This window comes from Nocardia rhamnosiphila NBRC 108938, assembly GCF_000720425.1.
In the GTDB taxonomy this organism is placed as follows: Bacteria; Actinomycetota; Actinomycetes; order Mycobacteriales; family Mycobacteriaceae; genus Nocardia; species Nocardia rhamnosiphila.
This window is the reverse complement of the sequence record NZ_JOAJ01000001.1, coordinates 812,807-829,035: the sequence shown is the minus strand read 5'-3', so window position 1 is coordinate 829,035 and position 16,229 is coordinate 812,807. Positions and strand designations below refer to the sequence as shown.

Below are 16,229 nucleotides of genomic sequence, written 5' to 3'. Positions count from 1 at the left end.
TCCCGAGGGGTCAGTGCAGGAGATCCTCCACGATCCGGCGCGCGATCGAAACTCGCTCGTCGTCGCCGAGCTGGCGGGCGACGTTGGCGGCGCCGACGATCGCGTCGATCTCGAAGGCCAGCGCCGCCGCGTTCCGCCCGGTCAGCTCACCCAATTCCTGAGCCTTGCGGATTTCCTCGGTCAGGAAGGTCATCCAGTCCTCGTGGTCCGCGGCGACGGCGTCGCGGACCGGCCCCGGCCGGCTGTCGAATTCGGCCAGCACCGCGGCCCGGAAGCAGCCGCCGGGGAACACCGGATCAGTGATGTATCCGAGCCAGCGTTCGACCAGCATGCGCACTCTGGGTAGACCGCGCGGTACGCGGAGGGCGGGTGTGATGATCTGTTCGACGAAGACGTCGCGACCGGCCCGGATCGCAGCCAGCTGGAGCGCCTCTTTCGTTTTGAACAGGGTGGCGATACCGCTCTTGCTGATGCCCAGATCGGCCGCCAGTCTGCCCAGGCTGACGCCGGCGAGCCCTTCGACCGACGCCACATCGGCGGCGCGCCGGGCGATGGCCGCCCGGGATCGGGCCCCTTTGACCAGCCGTTGATCCGTGATCGCCTCCGTCATACCTCCCATTCTGACACCGCCCTCTTGTCAATACGAACGATCGGTCGTATTTTCTTTACGAACGTTCGTACGTTTTGTTTCCCTCGGCTTCCAGGATTCCCATGACCGAATCGTCCGTGCGGGCCCCCGGCCCGCAGTCCACCCCCGCACGCGGCCCCGGCGCACTTCTCGTCGCCAGTGGCGCGGCCTTCCTCGCCTTCCTCGACCTGTCGGTCGTCAATATCGCCTTCCCCTCCCTCGCCCGCGACCATCCGGCCACCTCGCCGACCACCCTCACCTGGGTGGTCAGCGGTTACGCGGTCGCGTTCGCCGCACTGCTCACCCCGGGCGGCCGGATCGCCGACGCGGCCGGACGACGCACCGTCTTCCTCACCGCCCTGGTGGGTTTCGCGCTCACCTCCCTGTTGTGCGGGCTGGCCCCGAACGCCGGGCTGCTCATCGCCGCACGGGTGGCCCAGGGGGCGACGGCCGCACTGATGGTGCCCTCGGCCCTCGGCGCGCTGCTCGCCGTCACCCCGCGCGCACGGATCGGCGGCGCCATCGCGGCCTGGTCGGCGGCCGGGGGTTTCGCCGCGGTCGTGGGACCCGCGCTCGGCGGCGCGCTGGTCGAACTGTTCGGCTGGCGCTCCATTTTCGTGATCAATGTGCCGATCGCGCTCGCCCTGGCCGGCCTGGCCTTCCGCATCCTGGAACCCGACACCGAGCAGAGGCGTGGCGCCCTGCCGGACCCGGTGGGCACGATCATGCTCGCCGCAGGTCTGGGCGGGCTCGTCGCGGGACTCACCGAGGGGCAGCGCTGGGGCTGGACCGCGCCCGGCACGCTCGGGACGCTCGGTTTGGGCGCCCTGCTCACGCTCGCCGCTCTACGCCGATCGCTCCGGCACCCGAATCCCTCTCTCGCCGTGGATCTCTGGCGGAACCGATCGTTCGCTCTGGCCAATGCCGCCTCGTTCACATTCGGCGCCGCCATGTTCGCATGGCTGCTGGCCGGGCCGATGTTCCTCGACGCGATGTGGGGATACTCCGTCCTGGGTTCGGCCGCGGCGCTGAGTGTGGGCGCGGTGTCCTCGATGGTGACCGCGACGCTCACCGGCCGCGTCACCGCGCCCGGCCCCCGCCGCTGGACCGGAGTCCTCGGGGTACTGATGTTCCTCGCGACGCTGGCCTGGATGAGCACCGAGATGTTCGGCCCCACCCCGGCGCTGTGGTCGGCATGGATACCGGCCGGAATACTCGGCGGCGGCGGAGTCGGAATCGTGGTGACCGTACTGGGCGCCACCGCGGCGAACGCGTTACCGCCGCATCGCTTCGCGGCCGGTACCGGGATGAATCTGACGGCGCGCCAGCTCGGCGGCGCACTCGGTATCGCGGTACTGGCGGCGGTGCTCGCCGCCCACCCCGGTGACCCGCTCGCCGGGTTCCACACCCTGTTCCTGCTGTGCGCGGGCTTCGCCGCCGTATCGGCCTGCCTGATCGCCGTTCCGTCCCGACAGGAGTCGATATGACAGACCACCGCGGCCGTACCGAATCCGACGACCCGCTGCTGATCTCCCCCGGCAGTGCCCGCGCCCACTTGCGCGACGCGCCCTGGCGGCGCTACGCCGTACTCGGCGACTCCATCGCCCAGGGGGTGGGTGATGCGTCTGCGGGCTACCGCGACATCGGCTGGGCCGACCGCGTCGCGGAGATCCTCACCTCGGTACACCCCGAGGCGGCATACCTCAACACCGGGCGGATCGGCGCCACCTCGGATCAGCTGCTCGCCGAACAGCTGGCGCCGGTACTGGAGTTCCGTCCCGACCTCGTGCACGTGTCGTGCGGCGGCAACGATCTGTTCCATCCCGGCGGGGATACCGATCGGCTGCGCGCGAATCTCGACACCGCTTTCTCCGCGCTGGCCGCTACCGGCGCCCAGCTGTGCGCCTTCACCGTGGCCGATGTCTGGGAGACCGAACGGATGGCGCCGATGCGGCCGATGCGGCCGCGGATGGCCGAACTCAACGCGATCGTCCGTGAGGTGGCCGGCCGGTACGAGGCGGTGCTGGTCGACTTCTGGGATCATCCGCTGCGATTGCGCCCGGATCTCATGAGCGCGGACCTCATCCACTTCACGACCAGCGGGCACGCGGTCGTCGCGACGGAGATGATCCGCGCCCTGGCAGCGCGGATCTCGGCGGCCGCCGGACCGATCTGACGATCGGCGATCCCTTCTCCGGCCACGGACAGGCGAGTCTGCCCGAGGGATCCACTTTGTCGGCGCGAGCGGTTAAGATCTGCGCCGGGCACCAGCGAGGAGGAGTAGGTACCGACGTGGGAAGCTACGGCCGTAGGTCACGGGCGCGGCGGGGATCCGGGGCACGGGTAACCGTCCCCGCGATCACCGCGGGTCGGGGGGTCGACCGGTAAGCTCACGCGAGCATTCGCTTGTGGCCGGTCCATCGGGACAACGGCGTACCGCCACAGTCGATCTCGTCGCCGCCGCGTTCGGCCACGCCGGCCGGACATCACCCGCACCGCCGTCTTCCGGCGGTGCGTCACCGAAGCAATCGGCCCCCCGTGTGACCGTTCATCGGCCGCCGGGGGCGGGTCGCGATGTCCGGGCAACCCTGCACGGCCGGTTCTCCCGGCGGCGGTCACCGGGGAACGGAGCCTACCCGGCTCCGTTCCCCGCAGACACCACATTCCCGTGTACCCGTTCCGAATCATCTGCTGCCCGAACACTGTTCACCCTCACGTATTTCCATGAAGGAGTTCGCATGTCCAGACGTTCGCCCGTGTTCCGGATCCCCGGTGTACTGGCCGGCCTCGTTGTACTCGGCTGCGCGGTGCTGACCCTGTCGGCGTGTACCGGCGGCACCGACTCGGCGCAGAGTTCGTCGGCGAGCGCGGTATCCACCGTGCCCGGACAGAACGGAACCGACGAGGGTGGGGATGTCGATTTCGACGCCGCCATCGGTGACTGTGTCACGCTGTCGGGGACGATGATGGACGCGGAGATCGACCACGCCGTGTGCGGTTCGGAGAATTCGAATTACAAGGTGGTCGCCAAGGCCCCCACCCAGGACGGCTGCGCATCCGACGTCGACCAGACCTACTACGTGACCCTGGCCGGCCAGGAACAGGGCGCGCTGTGCCTGGACATCGACTGGGTCGAAGGTCAGTGCATGACGGTTCCGTCGGGTAGCGACAGCCCCACGCACAGCCCGTGCACGCCGGGCAAGCCCGATACCGTGCACGTGTTGAAGATCCTGACCGGTACCACCGACGAATCCGGGTGCCCCGCGGAGGCCACCAGCTACTACACCTATGACGAGCGTCAGCTCGTCACCTGCGTCGCCGAGGTGTAGCGGCACCGCGTCCGGCTACCGGCATGCGTGGCCTCACCTCGGGGTGTGAGGCCACGCGCGCCCTGCCCGGTTCCGGACCGGAAAGCACGGCCCTGTTCGGCGCCGACCAGCGGAGATACACTGGGATCCGCTGCTCGAATACGCGTTCTGTCCGAGACTCGGCGGGGGATGGCGCTACCAGGACTGCTGTGATGGATATCCGAACAGACGAGATCGCCGACGGTGTCTACCGCTTCTCCACCTTCGTTCCCGAGGTGGGCCCCTCCGGTTTCACGTTCAATCAGTTCTTCGTCGACGCCGCGGAACCGCTGCTGTTCCACACCGGTATGCGGGCGCTGTTCCCTTCGGTGTCGGCGGCGATCGCGCGGATACGGCCCGTGGCGGACCTCCGCTGGATCACTTTCGGTCACGTGGAGGCCGACGAGAGCGGGGCGATGAATCTGTTCCTGGACGCGGCGCCGTACGCGCAGGTGGCCCACGGCGCAGTGGGATGCCAGGTCTCGCTGGACGATCTGGCCGATCGGCGGCCGCGGCGTCTGGCCGACGGCGAGATCATCGATCTGGGTGACCGCCGGATCCAGCATTTCGACACACCGCACGCCCCGCACAACTGGGAGGCGCGGGTGCTCTACGAAGAATCCACCGGCGTGTTGTTCTGCGGCGATCTGATGACCCAGCTCGGCGACGGACCCGCCCTCACCGGCACCGATCTGGTAGGACCGGCCGAGGTGGCCGAGGACGTTTTCCACGCCACATCACTGGGTCCGGCCGTACCCGCGACACTGCACCGGCTGGCCGGATTGCGGCCGACCACACTGGCCGTGATGCACGGCTCCAGCTTCACCGGTGACGGGTCCACCGCCTTGCGCGACCTCGCGACGGTCTACGAGAACCGGCTGGCGCGCTGACGGCACGTAGGGTTCGATCCGGTGCCACCGCCCCGGGTGACCCGACGCGAGAGGAACCGGATGAGCCCGAACACCCCGCCGGACCGCATACCGAGCCGCTGGGAGGAACTCACCGCGGCCGACCCGGCGCATTCCGAATGGTATGTGCAGCGGTTCCGGACGCTGGCGGCGGAAGGCCACGACATATTCGGCGAGGCGCGGCTGGTCGACGCCATGCTGGGCCGGCGCGGCCGGGTACTCGATGCGGGTTGCGGACCCGGCCGCCTGGGTGGCCATCTGCACAATGCCGGTCACACGGTGGTCGGCGTCGATATCGACCCGGTGCTGATCGCCGCCGCCGAGGCCGACTATCCCGGACCCGCCTGGCTGGTCGGCGATCTCGCCGAACTGGATCTGCCGGCCCGGGGCGTGACCGCCGGTTTCGATGTGATCGTCTGCGCGGGCAATGTGATGACATTCCTGGCCCCGCCGACCCGCCCGGCGGTGCTGTCCGGTTTCGCCCGGCATCTGGCACCGCAGGGCCGGGTGGTGACCGGTTTCGGCGCCGGCCGCGGCTACGACTTCGCGGAGTTCCGCGCCGACGCCACCGAGCAGGGTCTCCGCGCCGATCTGTTGCTGTCGACCTGGGATCTGCGGCCGTTCACCGACTCCTCGGAGTTCCTGGTCGCGGTGTTCTCCCGCGCGGACTGAGCACCGCGCCGGTCGCGGCCCGGCGGCCCCCGGCACGCCGGGCATTCACTCGGCAGCACCGAGTCACTCGAACATGAAGCATTGCCGCTCTCATATGTAGTAGATATACTACGAATGATCGAAGGTCGATGATCGGGAGGACTCATGACTTCGAGCGACGGCGTGGTACTGAACGTCGAGAAACTACGAATGCGCTACGACACCACCGACGTATTGCACGAGGTGACCTTCCGGGCACACCGCGGTGAGGTTCTGGTCATGCTGGGACCGAACGGCGCCGGCAAGACCACCACCATCGAAATACTGGAGGGCTTCCGCAAGCGGTCGGCCGGACACGTCGCCGTACTGGGCGCCGACCCCGAACACGGGGACGAACTATGGCGCGCCCGTATCGGCGTCGTCCTGCAATCATGGCGGGACCACGCCAAATGGCGGGTCCGCGAACTGCTCGACCACCTGGGCGCGTTCTACCGCCCCTACTCCACCGACCGGGTCCGCAAACCCTGGGACACCGGCGAACTCGTCGAACTGGTCGGGCTCACCGACCACGCCGACGCCGAGATCGCCACCCTCTCCGGCGGACAACGGCGCCGGCTGGACGTGGCGATCGGCATCGCCGGGCGGCCGGAACTGCTGTTCATGGACGAACCCACCGCCGGATTCGATCCCGCGGCCCGTCGCGATTTCCACGATCTGGTCCATCGCCTGTCCGACCTGGAGGACACCACGGTCCTGCTCACCACCCATGATCTCGACGAGGCCGAGAAGATCGCCGATCGGATCCTGATCCTGGCGGGTGGACGCATCATCGCCGACGGGTCGGCCGACGAGCTGTCCCGGTCGATCGCCGGTGCGGCCGAGGTCCGCTGGACCGTGGACGAACAACGTTTCGTCCACACCACCACCGAATCGACGAAATTCGTGCACGGACTGTTCACACAGCACGGCGACCGTATCGGCGACCTGGAAGTGCGCCGCGCCTCGCTGGAGGACACCTACATGGCCCTGGTGCAACGCTACGAATCCGGGGAACCGGCGAGCGCGGTCCACTCTCTCGCGGAGGTCACCCGATGAATCCCGTCGCCAACGCGGTCCGTGCCGGATTCACCCGCGGCTGGATCGAATTCCGTCAGATGTACACCCACGCCCCCGATCTGATCGGTCAGTTCCTCACCCCGGCAATCGCATTGGGCGCGCTCTATCTGCTCCGCGATCGCGACTACGGAAACACCGGCCTCTCCGTCGCCGAACTCGCGCTCCCCGGCCTGCTCGGCAGCATCATCGCCTTCAACGGTCTCTACGCGCTCACCAATGTGCTCGTGCTGGACCGTGAGGACGGCACTCTACTCCGGGCCCGGACCGTACCCCACGGCATGATCGGCTACTTCATCGGCAAGGTGACCGCGTCCGCCGTATCCGTCCTGGTGCAGGTACTCGTCGTCCTGGCGGCCGGCATGGTGATCATCGGCGGCTCATCGCTGGACAGCACCGCCGCATGGGCGACCTTCGGCTGGGTCGTGCTGCTCGGTCTGCTCGCGGCGCTACCGGTCGGCGCGGTCCTGGGCGGGGTGCTCGACGGCGCCCGGGCCTCCTTCCTGCTCACCATGCCACTGATGGGGCTCATCGCCATATCCGGGATCTTCTACCCGCTCACCGCCCTGCCGGGCTGGTTACAGGGTGTGGGACAGGCCTTCCCGATGTACTGGGCCGGGCTCGGTATGCGCTCGGCGCTGCTACCACCCGAGGCGGCCGAGGTCGAGATCGGCGGCTCCTGGCGCCATCTGGAGACCGCCGCCGTCCTGGGCGGCTGGGCGATCGTGGGGCTGCTGGTGGCGCCGGTAGTGTTGCGGCGCATGGCACGGCACGAGTCCGGATCGAGTATGGCGGCGCGTCGGGAGAAGGCGATGCAGCGTGCCTTCTGAGGCCATCTACAACCGCATCGCGATGCTGCGCGCCGAACGTGGTATCTCGCGACGCGAGCTCGCCGAGGCGCTCGGGGTCCACTACCAGACCGTCGGCTACCTCGAACGCGGCGAATACAGTCCCAGCCTGCATCTGGCGCTGCGGATCGCGGCGTACTTCGAGGTGGCCGTGGAGGTCGTGTTCTCCACCGAGCCCTTCCCCCGGCTGGGTTCGGGAGCCGAAACCGCGTAGCCGCTCCGGCCCGCACGGTATCGAGGGCGATCCGCCCCTTGTGCCGTGCGGGCCGGGGTTCTACGGTGGGTGGCACAGAGTCACGGATCTGTGCCAATGATCCGTGACCGAAGTGCCACGGAGGTGCCCGGTGACCACCGAATCCGACGCGGGAATCCGCGAGGGCCTGCCGATGCCGGTCCACGAGACCGCCGAACCGCGGCTCCGGCTCGGGCCCGATTCGCTGGTCTGGAAGTTCCACGGCGATGTCCGCAACCTACTCGGCTTCCAGCGGCTCGCGGGTACCGAGAACTGCATCGAGCAACTCGCGCAGGGCGTCGAGGACCATTCGGTGATCTTCAGCGATTTCCTCGGCCGCGCCCGGCGCAGCGCCCCGCCCATCATGCAGACCGTCTACAGCGAGGACCCACACGACTGGGGCCGGCGGGTGCGGGACTTCCACGGGTCCATCAAGGGCACCATCAGCGACGGTTCGCGCTATCACGCGCTCAACCCGGAGCTGTTCTACTGGGCCCACGCCACGTTCGTCGACCAGGTCCTCTACATCACGGATACGTTCATCCGGCGGCTGTCCCACGAGGAGAAGGTCCAGATCTTCGAGGAAGGCAAGGTCTGGTATCAGCTTTACGGGGTGAGTGCCCGTAATCAACCGCAGACCTACGAGGAATTCCAGGCGTATTGGGAGTCGATGCTGGGCCGGTTCGTCCGCACCCGCACCATCTGGTACGCGACCGGTTACCTCCGCAAGGGGATTCCCGGCCCCGGATGGCTCCCCCGGCCGCTGTGGCGGATCGTCGCCGCACCGATCGATGCCGTCCTGCGGACGGTCTTGATCGGAACCCTACCCCAGGAGATGCGCGAGGTCTGCGCACTGCCCTGGAACGAACGGGCGGAGCGACGGTTCCAGCGTTTCGCGGCTGTCGTGCGGGCCGCGAATCCACTGTTCAACCGGCTCCCGGTACGGGTGCTGTACACGCCCTGGGCGGCGCGGGCGTGGGAACGCGCCGGAGTCGACCCGCGCCGGATCCACAACGGAAAGCCAGCACGATGAAGCCGGGACCCGGGCACGGTACGCACCGGCCGGCCGCCTGTTCTTCCGGCAGGGTCCGATGACCCCCGACACGGCTACCGAGAGCCGGACCGATCCACAGGTCCAGCGGATCCTGTCCGCCGCCCGATCGGAGTTCGAACAGTACGGCGTCCGGCGCGCCACCATGGACGATATCGCCCTCCGCGCCGGGATCAGCCGCCGGACGCTCTACCGGCGATTCCCCACCAAGGACGCACTGTTCGAACTCCTCGTCCTGCGTGAGACCGACGAACTGCTCGAACAATTGGCCAAGGCGGCCGCGGGCCGCGAACCCGGCGAAGCAGTGGCCGAATGCTTCACCCTCTTCTTCGAACTCCTGGAACGGTCACCGCTGGCCCGGCGCATCCTGACCAGCGAACCGGAACTGCTGCTGGGGCCCGCCGGACGGCCGCGGGGTCTGTCCCTCGCGGAGGCGGGTGACCGGGTCGCGGGGACACTGCGCCGGAGCGGTGTGACGATGCCGGAGGCGGACCTCCGGGCCGTCTCCGAACTACTGGTCCGGCTCACGTTGTCGCTGCTGCTGAATCCCGAAGGGCAGCTGGACATCTCGGATCCGGCTGCGGTACGCGAGTACTCCCGCCGCTATCTCGCGCGGCTCGTGTGGTGAACCGGGCACGGCACCGCGGGGCCAGGTGGGAAGCCGCTCGTCGCGCGGTCGCACCGACCGGGACCGCTCGTTCGGCACCGATCCGAGTACTGATACAAATGCCTGCGGCCGTAGCGAACCCTATGGCCGCCGAGCGGGTCGCGGCCCGCCGATCGAAAGGTTGATCCAGTGGACAGCAACTCCTTTCAGAAGTTGTTCGACCTGAGCGGGCGGACCGCGATCGTCACCGGCGGCACCCGGGGCATCGGGCTCGCCATCGCCGAGGGATTCGCTTGCGCGGGCGCACGACTCGTGGTGGCAAGCCGTAAACCGGATGCGTGCGAGCAGGCCGCCGCCCGGCTGCGGGAACTCGGCGCGGACGCGATCGGCGTACCGACCCACCTGGGTGATGTCGAAGCCCTACACGCGCTGGTGCAGACCGCTGCCGACACCTTCGGCGGGATCGATATCGTCGTCAACAACGCGGCCAACGCCCTCGCCCAGCCGTTGGCGACCATGGAACCCGCGGCGGTCGAGAAATCCTTCGGCGTCAATGTGCAGGGACCGCTGTTCCTGGTCCAGGCGGCCCTGCCGTATCTGCGGGCCAGCGAACACGCGGCGGTATTGAATCTCGGCTCGGTCGCGGCCCTGCAGTTCGCGCCCGCGCTGTCGATGTACGCGGCGGGCAAGGCCGCGCTGCTGTCGTTCACCCGCTCCATGGCCGCCGAATTCGCCGCCGACGGCATCCGGGTGAACGCCATGGCCCCCGGCGCCGTCGACACCGATATGGTCCGCAAGAATCCGCCGGAATTCGTCGCGGCCATGGCCGGAGCCACACTGCTGGGCCGGATCGCCGAACCCGACGAGATGGTCGGCACCGCGCTCCTGCTGTGTTCGGACGCCGGCAGTTTCGTTACCGGTCAGACCTTCCTGGTCGACGGCGGTACCGTCGCCCGCTGAACCCGAGCCGAAGGAGTTCCCGTGTCCGCGCTGTCCACCGAATACCTGCCCTCCGGGGTTGTGGTGCTGACGATCGACCGCCCGCACCGGCGCAATGCGCTCGATAATCAGACGGTCGCCGAACTGCACACCGTGCTCGACGAGATCAACGGCAATCCGGAGGTCCGGGCACTCGTCATCACCGGCGCCGCCGGCGCGTTCTGCGCCGGCGCCGACCTGAAGGCGCAGCCGGAGGACTTCACCGCCACCGGGGCCACCCCGGCCGCGGCGCTGCTGGGCGCGGTCCACTCCCCGGTCGCCCGGATCTACGCCGCGCAGGAGCTGATGGCCTCGGCGTTCGAGAAGATCCACCGGCTGCGCCAGCCGGTGATCGCCGCCGTCGACGGGGCGGCGGTCGGCGGCGGGTTCGCGCTGGCGCTGGCCTGCGATATCCGCTACGCGGCCCGCGGCGCCGGCTTCGGCGCGGTGTTCATCCGGCACGGAATCTCGGCGTGCGATATGGGTACCAGCTACCATCTGCCGCGACTCGTCGGCGCCGCGCGCTCGGCCGAACTGCTGCTCACCGGACGTGTTTTCGACGCCGAGGAGGCCGCGCGGATCGGGCTGGTACTCGAGGTCGTCGAGTCCGGCGAGCTGCTCGCACGCGCCGTCGCCAAAGCGGAGGAGATCGCCCGCAATTCCCCGCTCGCGGTGTGGATGACGAAAGAGACGATGTGGCAGACCGTGGACGCCCCGAGTCTGCGTCATGCGCTCGACCTGGAGAACCGCACCCAGGTGATGTGCAGCGCCACCGGCGAACTCGACGCTTCCTTCGCGGCCTTCCGCACCGGAACCCACACCACCGCGGGCCCGCTCTGATCACGTCCCCACCGGGTCTCGGACGTCGCGCGAAAGATGAACGACGGGTCACATCCGGCTGCCACATCACGCAGAATCCCCTCGTACTGTGGATATTTTCGATATCACCGAGCCCACGCCACACAGAACTGGCGTGTCACATCAGCCGGTGTGTTAGAAAGTCCGCGAGCGGCGGCAAGGAGACGGTTGTGACTGGTCCATATCGACTGATCATCTGGGGCCCCGGCGACATGGGCGGGCGGGCCCTGCGCACCGCCCTCGAATCACCCGATTTCGAGGTCGTCGGAGTCAAGGTGTTCAGTCCGCACAAGAACGGCAAGGACATCGGTGAACTGGCCGGCCTGGCGCCGGTGGGGGTCGCCGCGACGACCTCGGCCGCCGAGATCTTGGCCCTCGACGCCGACTGTGTCGTCCACACGCCGACCACTCCGGCGCTGATCCAGGGCGCCGACGACGATGTCGTCGCGCTGCTCGAATCGGGCAAGAACGTGGTGTCGGCGGCCTCCTATCACAATCCGTCCATGCCGACCTGGTTGTCCGCCTCGCGGTCCCCGCTCTCAGTGCTGCGGACAGTGGCGGATATGAAGGTCACCGGTAACGCGTTCGGTCCCCGGTTGCGCCACGCGCTTCAGGCTTTACGGTGGGGTATGCGCGCCGTGGACTCGTCTCTCGCGCGCCCGATCCGCCCCGCGCTGGAGCTGCTGGCCGCCCCTGTCGTCGACCGGGCGATCCCGCGGCGGAAACCGGGCAGCCGACTCCAACGGGCCTGCCTCGCCGGTGGGGTCTCGCTGCACGGCACCGGATTGCATCCGGGCCTCATGGTCGAACAACTGTTGCTCCGCCTGGCCGGAACGCTCGACGAGGTACACGAGGTGCGCTTCCTGGAGGTCGGCGACCTGTCCGCCGCGCCCGACGGTATGTGGGGCGGACTGGAAAGTCTCGGATTCGGAATGCCGTTGGCGGCAGTGGACTCCGACCACGCGATCGGACTGATGCAGCATTTCTACTTCGATGCCGTGCTGGGCAATGTCGCGCACGCGTTGTACGGGGTCGGGTCGGATGCGGTCCGAGTCGTTCGCCACCTCTACCCGGTTCCGGCGCGCGTCCGGGTGCGGGCCGGCGGCACCGTCATCGAACCCGGCACCGTGGGCGCGATCCATATGACCTACCGGGGATACATCGGTGACGATCTCTTCATGACCAACGAGGAGTGCTGGCACGTCGGGGCCGGCAATGCCCATCTGGGACAGGATCATCCGAGCAGCGCGGCCGGCGGCCATGTGATCACCCTCGACGGCAACCCGGGTGTCGTCGAGATGCGTAACGAAATGGACGACGAGGCCTATAGCGGAGATTGGTCCGCTGTTACCGATATCTCGGTCGCCGCAATGCTGGGCGTGGTTCCCGAGTTGTGTGCCGCACCTCCCGGTGTGGTCATGCCGGACCTACGTCCTCACTACCTTCTGGAGTCGTCATGAGTTCACCCACGCTCGCGGTCGCGGTGCTCGGCGCCGGCCCCTTCGCCGACCGGATCGCCGACCGGATCCGCGCGCGAGCACACCTCGAGGTATCCGCGCGGATCGAAACCCTGCAGTCCCCGCCCGAGGGCACGGCGTGCGTCGTCTACGTGCCGACGTTCGCCGAGATCGCCGCGGACACACCGGGCAGCGTGCTACCGGAGCTCCTGAGCGACGGCTACGACGTGATATCCACGGCGCCGCTGGACGGCCACCTCCCGCCGGCCGAACTGCTGGATGCCTGCCGCACCGGGCAATCCACCTTCCACGCCACCGGGGCCTTCCAGGCCACGATTCCGGCCCGGCTCATCCGATCACTGACGGAGGTGACCCGGGGGATCCGGCGGGTGGAACTGGTCGAGGAGCTCGATTTTCCCGAGGCCGGGGTGTACCCGTGGGGGGATCGGCACGATATCGGTATCGGGGCCACCGGGTCCGAGGCCGCGGTCGCCGGCGCCGCCGCGGTCGACGGCTACTACACGGCGGGGCTGCGTGTCCTCGATGACGCGGTGTTCCACAGCGCCGCCGGTGCGGCCGAGACGCCGAGCAGCACCGTGGAGGTGATCACCGACGGTTCCGGTGCCGTCCAGAAGGTGATCGTCGACCGGGGGCTGGGGCCCGGGCTGAGTTATCGCTCCATCTGGGCCACCACCAGCGAGGATCGGGCGCCGCTGCGCTATCAGCTGGTCACCACGACCGATACGGCGCGGGGCACCGCCAACGTCCGCTTCCGCTTCACCGAAGGGCTTCATCCGGCAGACCATCTGACCTGCGTCAACGTCATCGAGGCGCTGCGTCCGGTGCACGAGCACGGTCCCGGGATCGCCCATCGAGATCTGTCGATCACGCGCCTGATGCCGGACGCGCGACTCACCACCTGATCCCGGCGAGCCGCGCAGGTCTCGAAATCATCTATTCCGGTGGCCGGGCCGCGGTCGCCGGAATCACTGATGCGATGCTGGAACAGCAGCACAGTGATCACCTGGTTCGCACGGCCGGTCACGACGCCGGCCGCGGACGGCCGCAGTGGAGCACCTCTCGACATTTCAGTGCACATCGAACTCTCTGAACCCCGCCCTGCCCGGCGGCAGGCGGTGAAAGGTGAGCACCATGAAGCTGACAGTCATCGGCGGCACCGGTCGGATCGGCTCGCAGGTCGTCCGGAAGCTACGGGCGGCCGGTCACGACGCCGTACCCGCCGCGCCGTCCACCGGCGTGGACCTTGTCAGCGGCGAGGGCCTCGATCAGGCGGTGGCGGGCGCCGACGTGGTGGTCGGGCTGGCCAACTCCCCGACCTTCGACGACGCCGCACTGGATTTCTTCCGCACCGCGATGGACAACCTGCTCGGCGCCGGGGACCGTGCCGGGGTGAAGCACCAGGTGGTGCTGTCGATCGTCGGCGTGGACCAGGTACCGCAACTGGACTACTACCGGGCCAAGACGCTGCAGGAGGAGTTGCTCAGGAAAGGCCCCACACCATATTCGATCGTGCGCGCCACCCAGTTCTTCGAGTTCATGGACGCGGTGATGTCCTGGTCCGCCGATGACACCGTCGTCCGGCTGCCCGCCACCCGGCTGCAGCCGATGGCCGCCGCGGATGTCGTCGACGCGGTGGTGGGCGTCGCGCTGGGCACGCCCCTGCAGGGTATCCGCAATGTCGCGGGACCCGATGTGTTCCCGCTCGACGAAATCGGCCGGATGACCCTGCTCGCCCGGCACGACGACCGGATCGTCGTCACCGACGACACCGCCGGTATGTTCGCCGCGATCACCGGCGACGAACTCCTCGCCGGACCGGACGCGCACCTGGCTCCCACGCACTACCGGGACTGGCTCGACGCCCACCGCTGACCTCGACAGCAACTCCGACCGGCAGCTTCCCCGCTTCCTGAAGCGGCCTTCAGGCCGCTTCAGCGTGGCTTCAGGACCTCCCTGCCACAGTGGCCGCCGATGACCGACAACGGCGAAAGGGGAGAAAAGATCATGAACCCGACAGTGCGCATCGACGGATATCCCTACCGAGTGGTGGGAAAGACTCGTCTGACGACGGCCTCGCGGGCGTGCTATGGCAAGTACCGGTTCGTCCTACGGCGGTTGACGGACGGATCGCTGTGGACGGTGTTCGACTCCCGGGTCACGTCCGCGTCGGAACTGATGAAATGTGAGGGCGCGCCGCAGCGGTGACGACTGCGCCGAGACCCTCGGAGACGGATCCGGTCGCCGTGTCCGGCGGCCGGGTTCGCCGTCGGCGGCTCCGGCCGAAACGTTTCACCGATTTCGGAACCGACGCCGAGAAGTTATGTTCCAGTTATAGATCAGTTATCATCCATCGAGAAAGGCGTAGTCAGGCGAGCCCGAAATCCGAACCACACCCATTCCAAAAAAGGTGTTTCGCTCGGATACGCAACGGGCATCTTCCAACAGTGTGGCGACATCGGGCTTTCCGAGGCCCGGCGCCTACTTCGCCGCGAATCCGCCCCGCAAATGTATCCGCAAGATAGACAATGCAATATTGCGGAATCAAGACGCCGCATAACGCGAATGTGATTGATACCACAGCATTTCAAGCAAATGGTCAGCACACCATTCAGGCAGGCGTCGTACTGTTTAGCCCTACACAGAAACTCCGGGCTTCCCGGCGGAACGTTGGATGGACATGCTTCACCTCGAACACTTCGCGTTCGGCTGGCTGACGCCCGCCCTCGCGTATTTCCTCTCGGCCACCGGATGCGCCATCGGATTGCAGTGCACCAGGCAGGCCCGCCACGGACGGCGCCGGTTGCTCTGGCTGGTGCTCGCCGCGATCACCATCGGCGGGACCGGAATCTGGGTCATGCATTTCGTTGCGATGCTGGGCTTTTCCATAGATGGCGCACAGATACGGTTCGATGTCCCGCTCACCCTGCTGAGCGCGGGGACCTCGATCGGCGTGGTCGCCATCGGCCTGTATCTGGTGACCACACCGGGCTCGGGCCTTCCGGCGCTGCTGACCGGCGGTGCCGTCACCGGCCTCGGCATCTCGGCCATGCACTACACCGGCATGGCCGCGATGCGCACGGACGCACATATCGAATACGATCCCGCCCGCATAGCGCTGTCTCTGGTCATCGCCACGGTCGCGGCCACCGTGACGCTGTGGTTCAGCATGCGCTCGTGGGGAATCCCGTCCACCCTGGGCGCGGCGCTGATCATGGCCGCGGCGGTGGCGACGATGCACTACACCGGCATGTCCGCGATGCACGCGCACGAGGTCCCCGATGCCGCGGCGCCCGAAGGTGCCGAGCCACTGGAGATTCTGGGCCCCCTGCTCGGCGCCATCAGCGTGGTCACCGTCGTGCTGCTCATCGGCGTGAGCATGGCGCTGACCAATCCCCACGGACCCGACGCCCAGGCCGCGACGAACCCCCCGCCACCCGAGCGGCGGCCGGCACGCTGAACGAACCGATCCCGCAAGGCTTCGGTCTCGGCACCGAGAAAGGCCGCGGCGGTGCGGGCGATCCCGTGGATCG

The 16,229-nt window shown here is 68.1% G+C and carries 18 protein-coding genes; 17 read left to right on the top strand and 1 reads right to left on the bottom strand.

What is annotated here, in order from left to right; genetic code table 11:
* Positions 1-10 precede the first annotated feature (10 nt).
* Positions 11-619, bottom strand: a complete 609-nt coding sequence (locus tag IG75_RS0103865) for a TetR/AcrR family transcriptional regulator (protein ID WP_030519744.1) — start codon at positions 617-619, stop codon at positions 11-13.
* A 92-nt stretch (positions 620-711) separates the two neighbouring features.
* Between IG75_RS0103865 and IG75_RS0103860 the strand changes: the two genes are divergently transcribed.
* The 17 genes from IG75_RS0103860 to IG75_RS0103780 all read left to right on the top strand — a co-directional run bounded on the left by IG75_RS0103860 (position 712) and on the right by IG75_RS0103780 (position 16,156).
* Positions 712-2,115 (top strand): MFS transporter, encoded by a 1,404-nt coding sequence (locus tag IG75_RS0103860; RefSeq protein ID WP_030519743.1) that lies wholly within the window; start codon positions 712-714, stop codon positions 2,113-2,115.
* Positions 2,112-2,804: an SGNH/GDSL hydrolase family protein gene (locus tag IG75_RS0103855; RefSeq protein ID WP_030519742.1), complete on the top strand. Its 693-nt coding sequence runs from the start codon at positions 2,112-2,114 to the stop codon at positions 2,802-2,804. The genes IG75_RS0103860 and IG75_RS0103855 overlap by 4 nt, the downstream gene beginning before the upstream one ends.
* Positions 2,805-3,366: 562 nt before the next feature.
* Positions 3,367-3,957: an LppU family putative lipoprotein gene (gene lppU, locus IG75_RS0103850; RefSeq protein ID WP_030519741.1), complete on the top strand. Its 591-nt coding sequence runs from the start codon at positions 3,367-3,369 to the stop codon at positions 3,955-3,957.
* 191 nt (positions 3,958-4,148) lie between these two features.
* A complete protein-coding gene (locus IG75_RS0103845; RefSeq protein WP_030519740.1) occupies positions 4,149-4,865 on the top strand; it encodes an MBL fold metallo-hydrolase in 717 nt (238 codons plus the stop codon).
* A gap of 60 nt (positions 4,866-4,925) precedes the next feature.
* Positions 4,926-5,555 (top strand): class I SAM-dependent methyltransferase, encoded by a 630-nt coding sequence (locus IG75_RS0103840; RefSeq protein WP_030519739.1) that lies wholly within the window; start codon positions 4,926-4,928, stop codon positions 5,553-5,555.
* Positions 5,556-5,699: 144 nt separating this feature from the next.
* A complete protein-coding gene (locus IG75_RS0103835; protein WP_030519738.1) occupies positions 5,700-6,629 on the top strand; it encodes an ABC transporter ATP-binding protein in 930 nt (309 codons plus the stop codon).
* A complete protein-coding gene (locus IG75_RS0103830; RefSeq protein WP_030519737.1) occupies positions 6,626-7,477 on the top strand; it encodes an ABC transporter permease in 852 nt (283 codons plus the stop codon). The genes IG75_RS0103835 and IG75_RS0103830 overlap by 4 nt, the downstream gene beginning before the upstream one ends.
* The gene (locus IG75_RS0103825) at positions 7,467-7,709 is read left to right on the top strand and encodes a helix-turn-helix transcriptional regulator (RefSeq protein WP_030519736.1); all 243 of its coding nucleotides are present in this window, start codon (positions 7,467-7,469) and stop codon (positions 7,707-7,709) included. Before IG75_RS0103830 ends, IG75_RS0103825 begins: the two co-directional genes overlap by 11 nt.
* A gap of 172 nt (positions 7,710-7,881) precedes the next feature.
* On the top strand, positions 7,882-8,760 hold the full coding sequence (locus IG75_RS0103820) for an oxygenase MpaB family protein (protein ID WP_051714377.1): 879 nt from the start codon (positions 7,882-7,884) through the stop codon (positions 8,758-8,760).
* 58 nt (positions 8,761-8,818) lie between these two features.
* Positions 8,819-9,406, top strand: a complete 588-nt coding sequence (locus IG75_RS0103815; protein WP_030519734.1) for a TetR/AcrR family transcriptional regulator — start codon at positions 8,819-8,821, stop codon at positions 9,404-9,406.
* A 168-nt stretch (positions 9,407-9,574) separates the two neighbouring features.
* The gene (locus tag IG75_RS0103810; RefSeq protein WP_030519733.1) at positions 9,575-10,345 is read left to right on the top strand and encodes an SDR family NAD(P)-dependent oxidoreductase; all 771 of its coding nucleotides are present in this window, start codon (positions 9,575-9,577) and stop codon (positions 10,343-10,345) included.
* A gap of 30 nt (positions 10,346-10,375) precedes the next feature.
* Positions 10,376-11,203, top strand: a complete 828-nt coding sequence (locus IG75_RS0103805; RefSeq protein ID WP_030519732.1) for an enoyl-CoA hydratase/isomerase family protein — start codon at positions 10,376-10,378, stop codon at positions 11,201-11,203.
* 188 nt (positions 11,204-11,391) lie between these two features.
* Positions 11,392-12,681 carry a hypothetical protein gene (locus IG75_RS0103800; protein WP_036512130.1) on the top strand — a complete coding sequence of 430 codons (1,290 nt, stop codon included), beginning with the start codon at positions 11,392-11,394 and terminating at the stop codon, positions 12,679-12,681.
* Entirely contained in the window at positions 12,678-13,601 is a 924-nt protein-coding gene (locus IG75_RS0103795) for a hypothetical protein (RefSeq protein WP_030519730.1), read from the top strand. The genes IG75_RS0103800 and IG75_RS0103795 overlap by 4 nt, the downstream gene beginning before the upstream one ends.
* Before the next feature lie 229 nt (positions 13,602-13,830).
* On the top strand, positions 13,831-14,571 hold the full coding sequence (locus IG75_RS0103790) for an SDR family oxidoreductase (protein WP_030519729.1): 741 nt from the start codon (positions 13,831-13,833) through the stop codon (positions 14,569-14,571).
* Positions 14,572-14,670: 99 nt separating this feature from the next.
* A complete protein-coding gene (locus tag IG75_RS0103785) occupies positions 14,671-14,904 on the top strand; it encodes a hypothetical protein (protein WP_156058610.1) in 234 nt (77 codons plus the stop codon).
* Between the two features lie 466 nt (positions 14,905-15,370).
* Positions 15,371-16,156 carry an MHYT domain-containing protein gene (locus IG75_RS0103780; protein WP_245713097.1) on the top strand — a complete coding sequence of 262 codons (786 nt, stop codon included), beginning with the start codon at positions 15,371-15,373 and terminating at the stop codon, positions 16,154-16,156.
* Positions 16,157-16,229: the final 73 nt, after the last annotated feature.

Excerpts from the sequence above, each read along its gene's own strand:
- IG75_RS0103830 (WP_030519737.1), top strand. The coding sequence starts at position 6,626 with ATGAATCCCGTCGCCAACGCGGTCCGTGCCGGATTCACCCGCGGCTGG.
- IG75_RS0103855 (WP_030519742.1), top strand. The coding sequence starts at position 2,112 with ATGACAGACCACCGCGGCCGTACCGAATCCGACGACCCGCTGCTGATC.
- IG75_RS0103860 (WP_030519743.1), top strand. The coding sequence starts at position 712 with ATGACCGAATCGTCCGTGCGGGCCCCCGGCCCGCAGTCCACCCCCGCA.
- IG75_RS0103815 (WP_030519734.1), top strand. The coding sequence starts at position 8,819 with ATGACCCCCGACACGGCTACCGAGAGCCGGACCGATCCACAGGTCCAG.
- IG75_RS0103820 (WP_051714377.1), top strand. The coding sequence starts at position 7,882 with ATGCCGGTCCACGAGACCGCCGAACCGCGGCTCCGGCTCGGGCCCGAT.
- IG75_RS0103865 (WP_030519744.1), bottom strand. The coding sequence starts at position 619 with ATGGGAGGTATGACGGAGGCGATCACGGATCAACGGCTGGTCAAAGGG.
- IG75_RS0103785 (WP_156058610.1), top strand. The coding sequence starts at position 14,671 with ATGACCGACAACGGCGAAAGGGGAGAAAAGATCATGAACCCGACAGTG.
- IG75_RS0103840 (WP_030519739.1), top strand. The coding sequence starts at position 4,926 with ATGAGCCCGAACACCCCGCCGGACCGCATACCGAGCCGCTGGGAGGAA.
- IG75_RS0103780 (WP_245713097.1), top strand. The coding sequence starts at position 15,371 with ATGGACATGCTTCACCTCGAACACTTCGCGTTCGGCTGGCTGACGCCC.
- IG75_RS0103795 (WP_030519730.1), top strand. The coding sequence starts at position 12,678 with ATGAGTTCACCCACGCTCGCGGTCGCGGTGCTCGGCGCCGGCCCCTTC.
- lppU (WP_030519741.1), top strand. The coding sequence starts at position 3,367 with ATGTCCAGACGTTCGCCCGTGTTCCGGATCCCCGGTGTACTGGCCGGC.
- IG75_RS0103845 (WP_030519740.1), top strand. The coding sequence starts at position 4,149 with ATGGATATCCGAACAGACGAGATCGCCGACGGTGTCTACCGCTTCTCC.
- IG75_RS0103835 (WP_030519738.1), top strand. The coding sequence starts at position 5,700 with ATGACTTCGAGCGACGGCGTGGTACTGAACGTCGAGAAACTACGAATG.
- IG75_RS0103790 (WP_030519729.1), top strand. The coding sequence starts at position 13,831 with ATGAAGCTGACAGTCATCGGCGGCACCGGTCGGATCGGCTCGCAGGTC.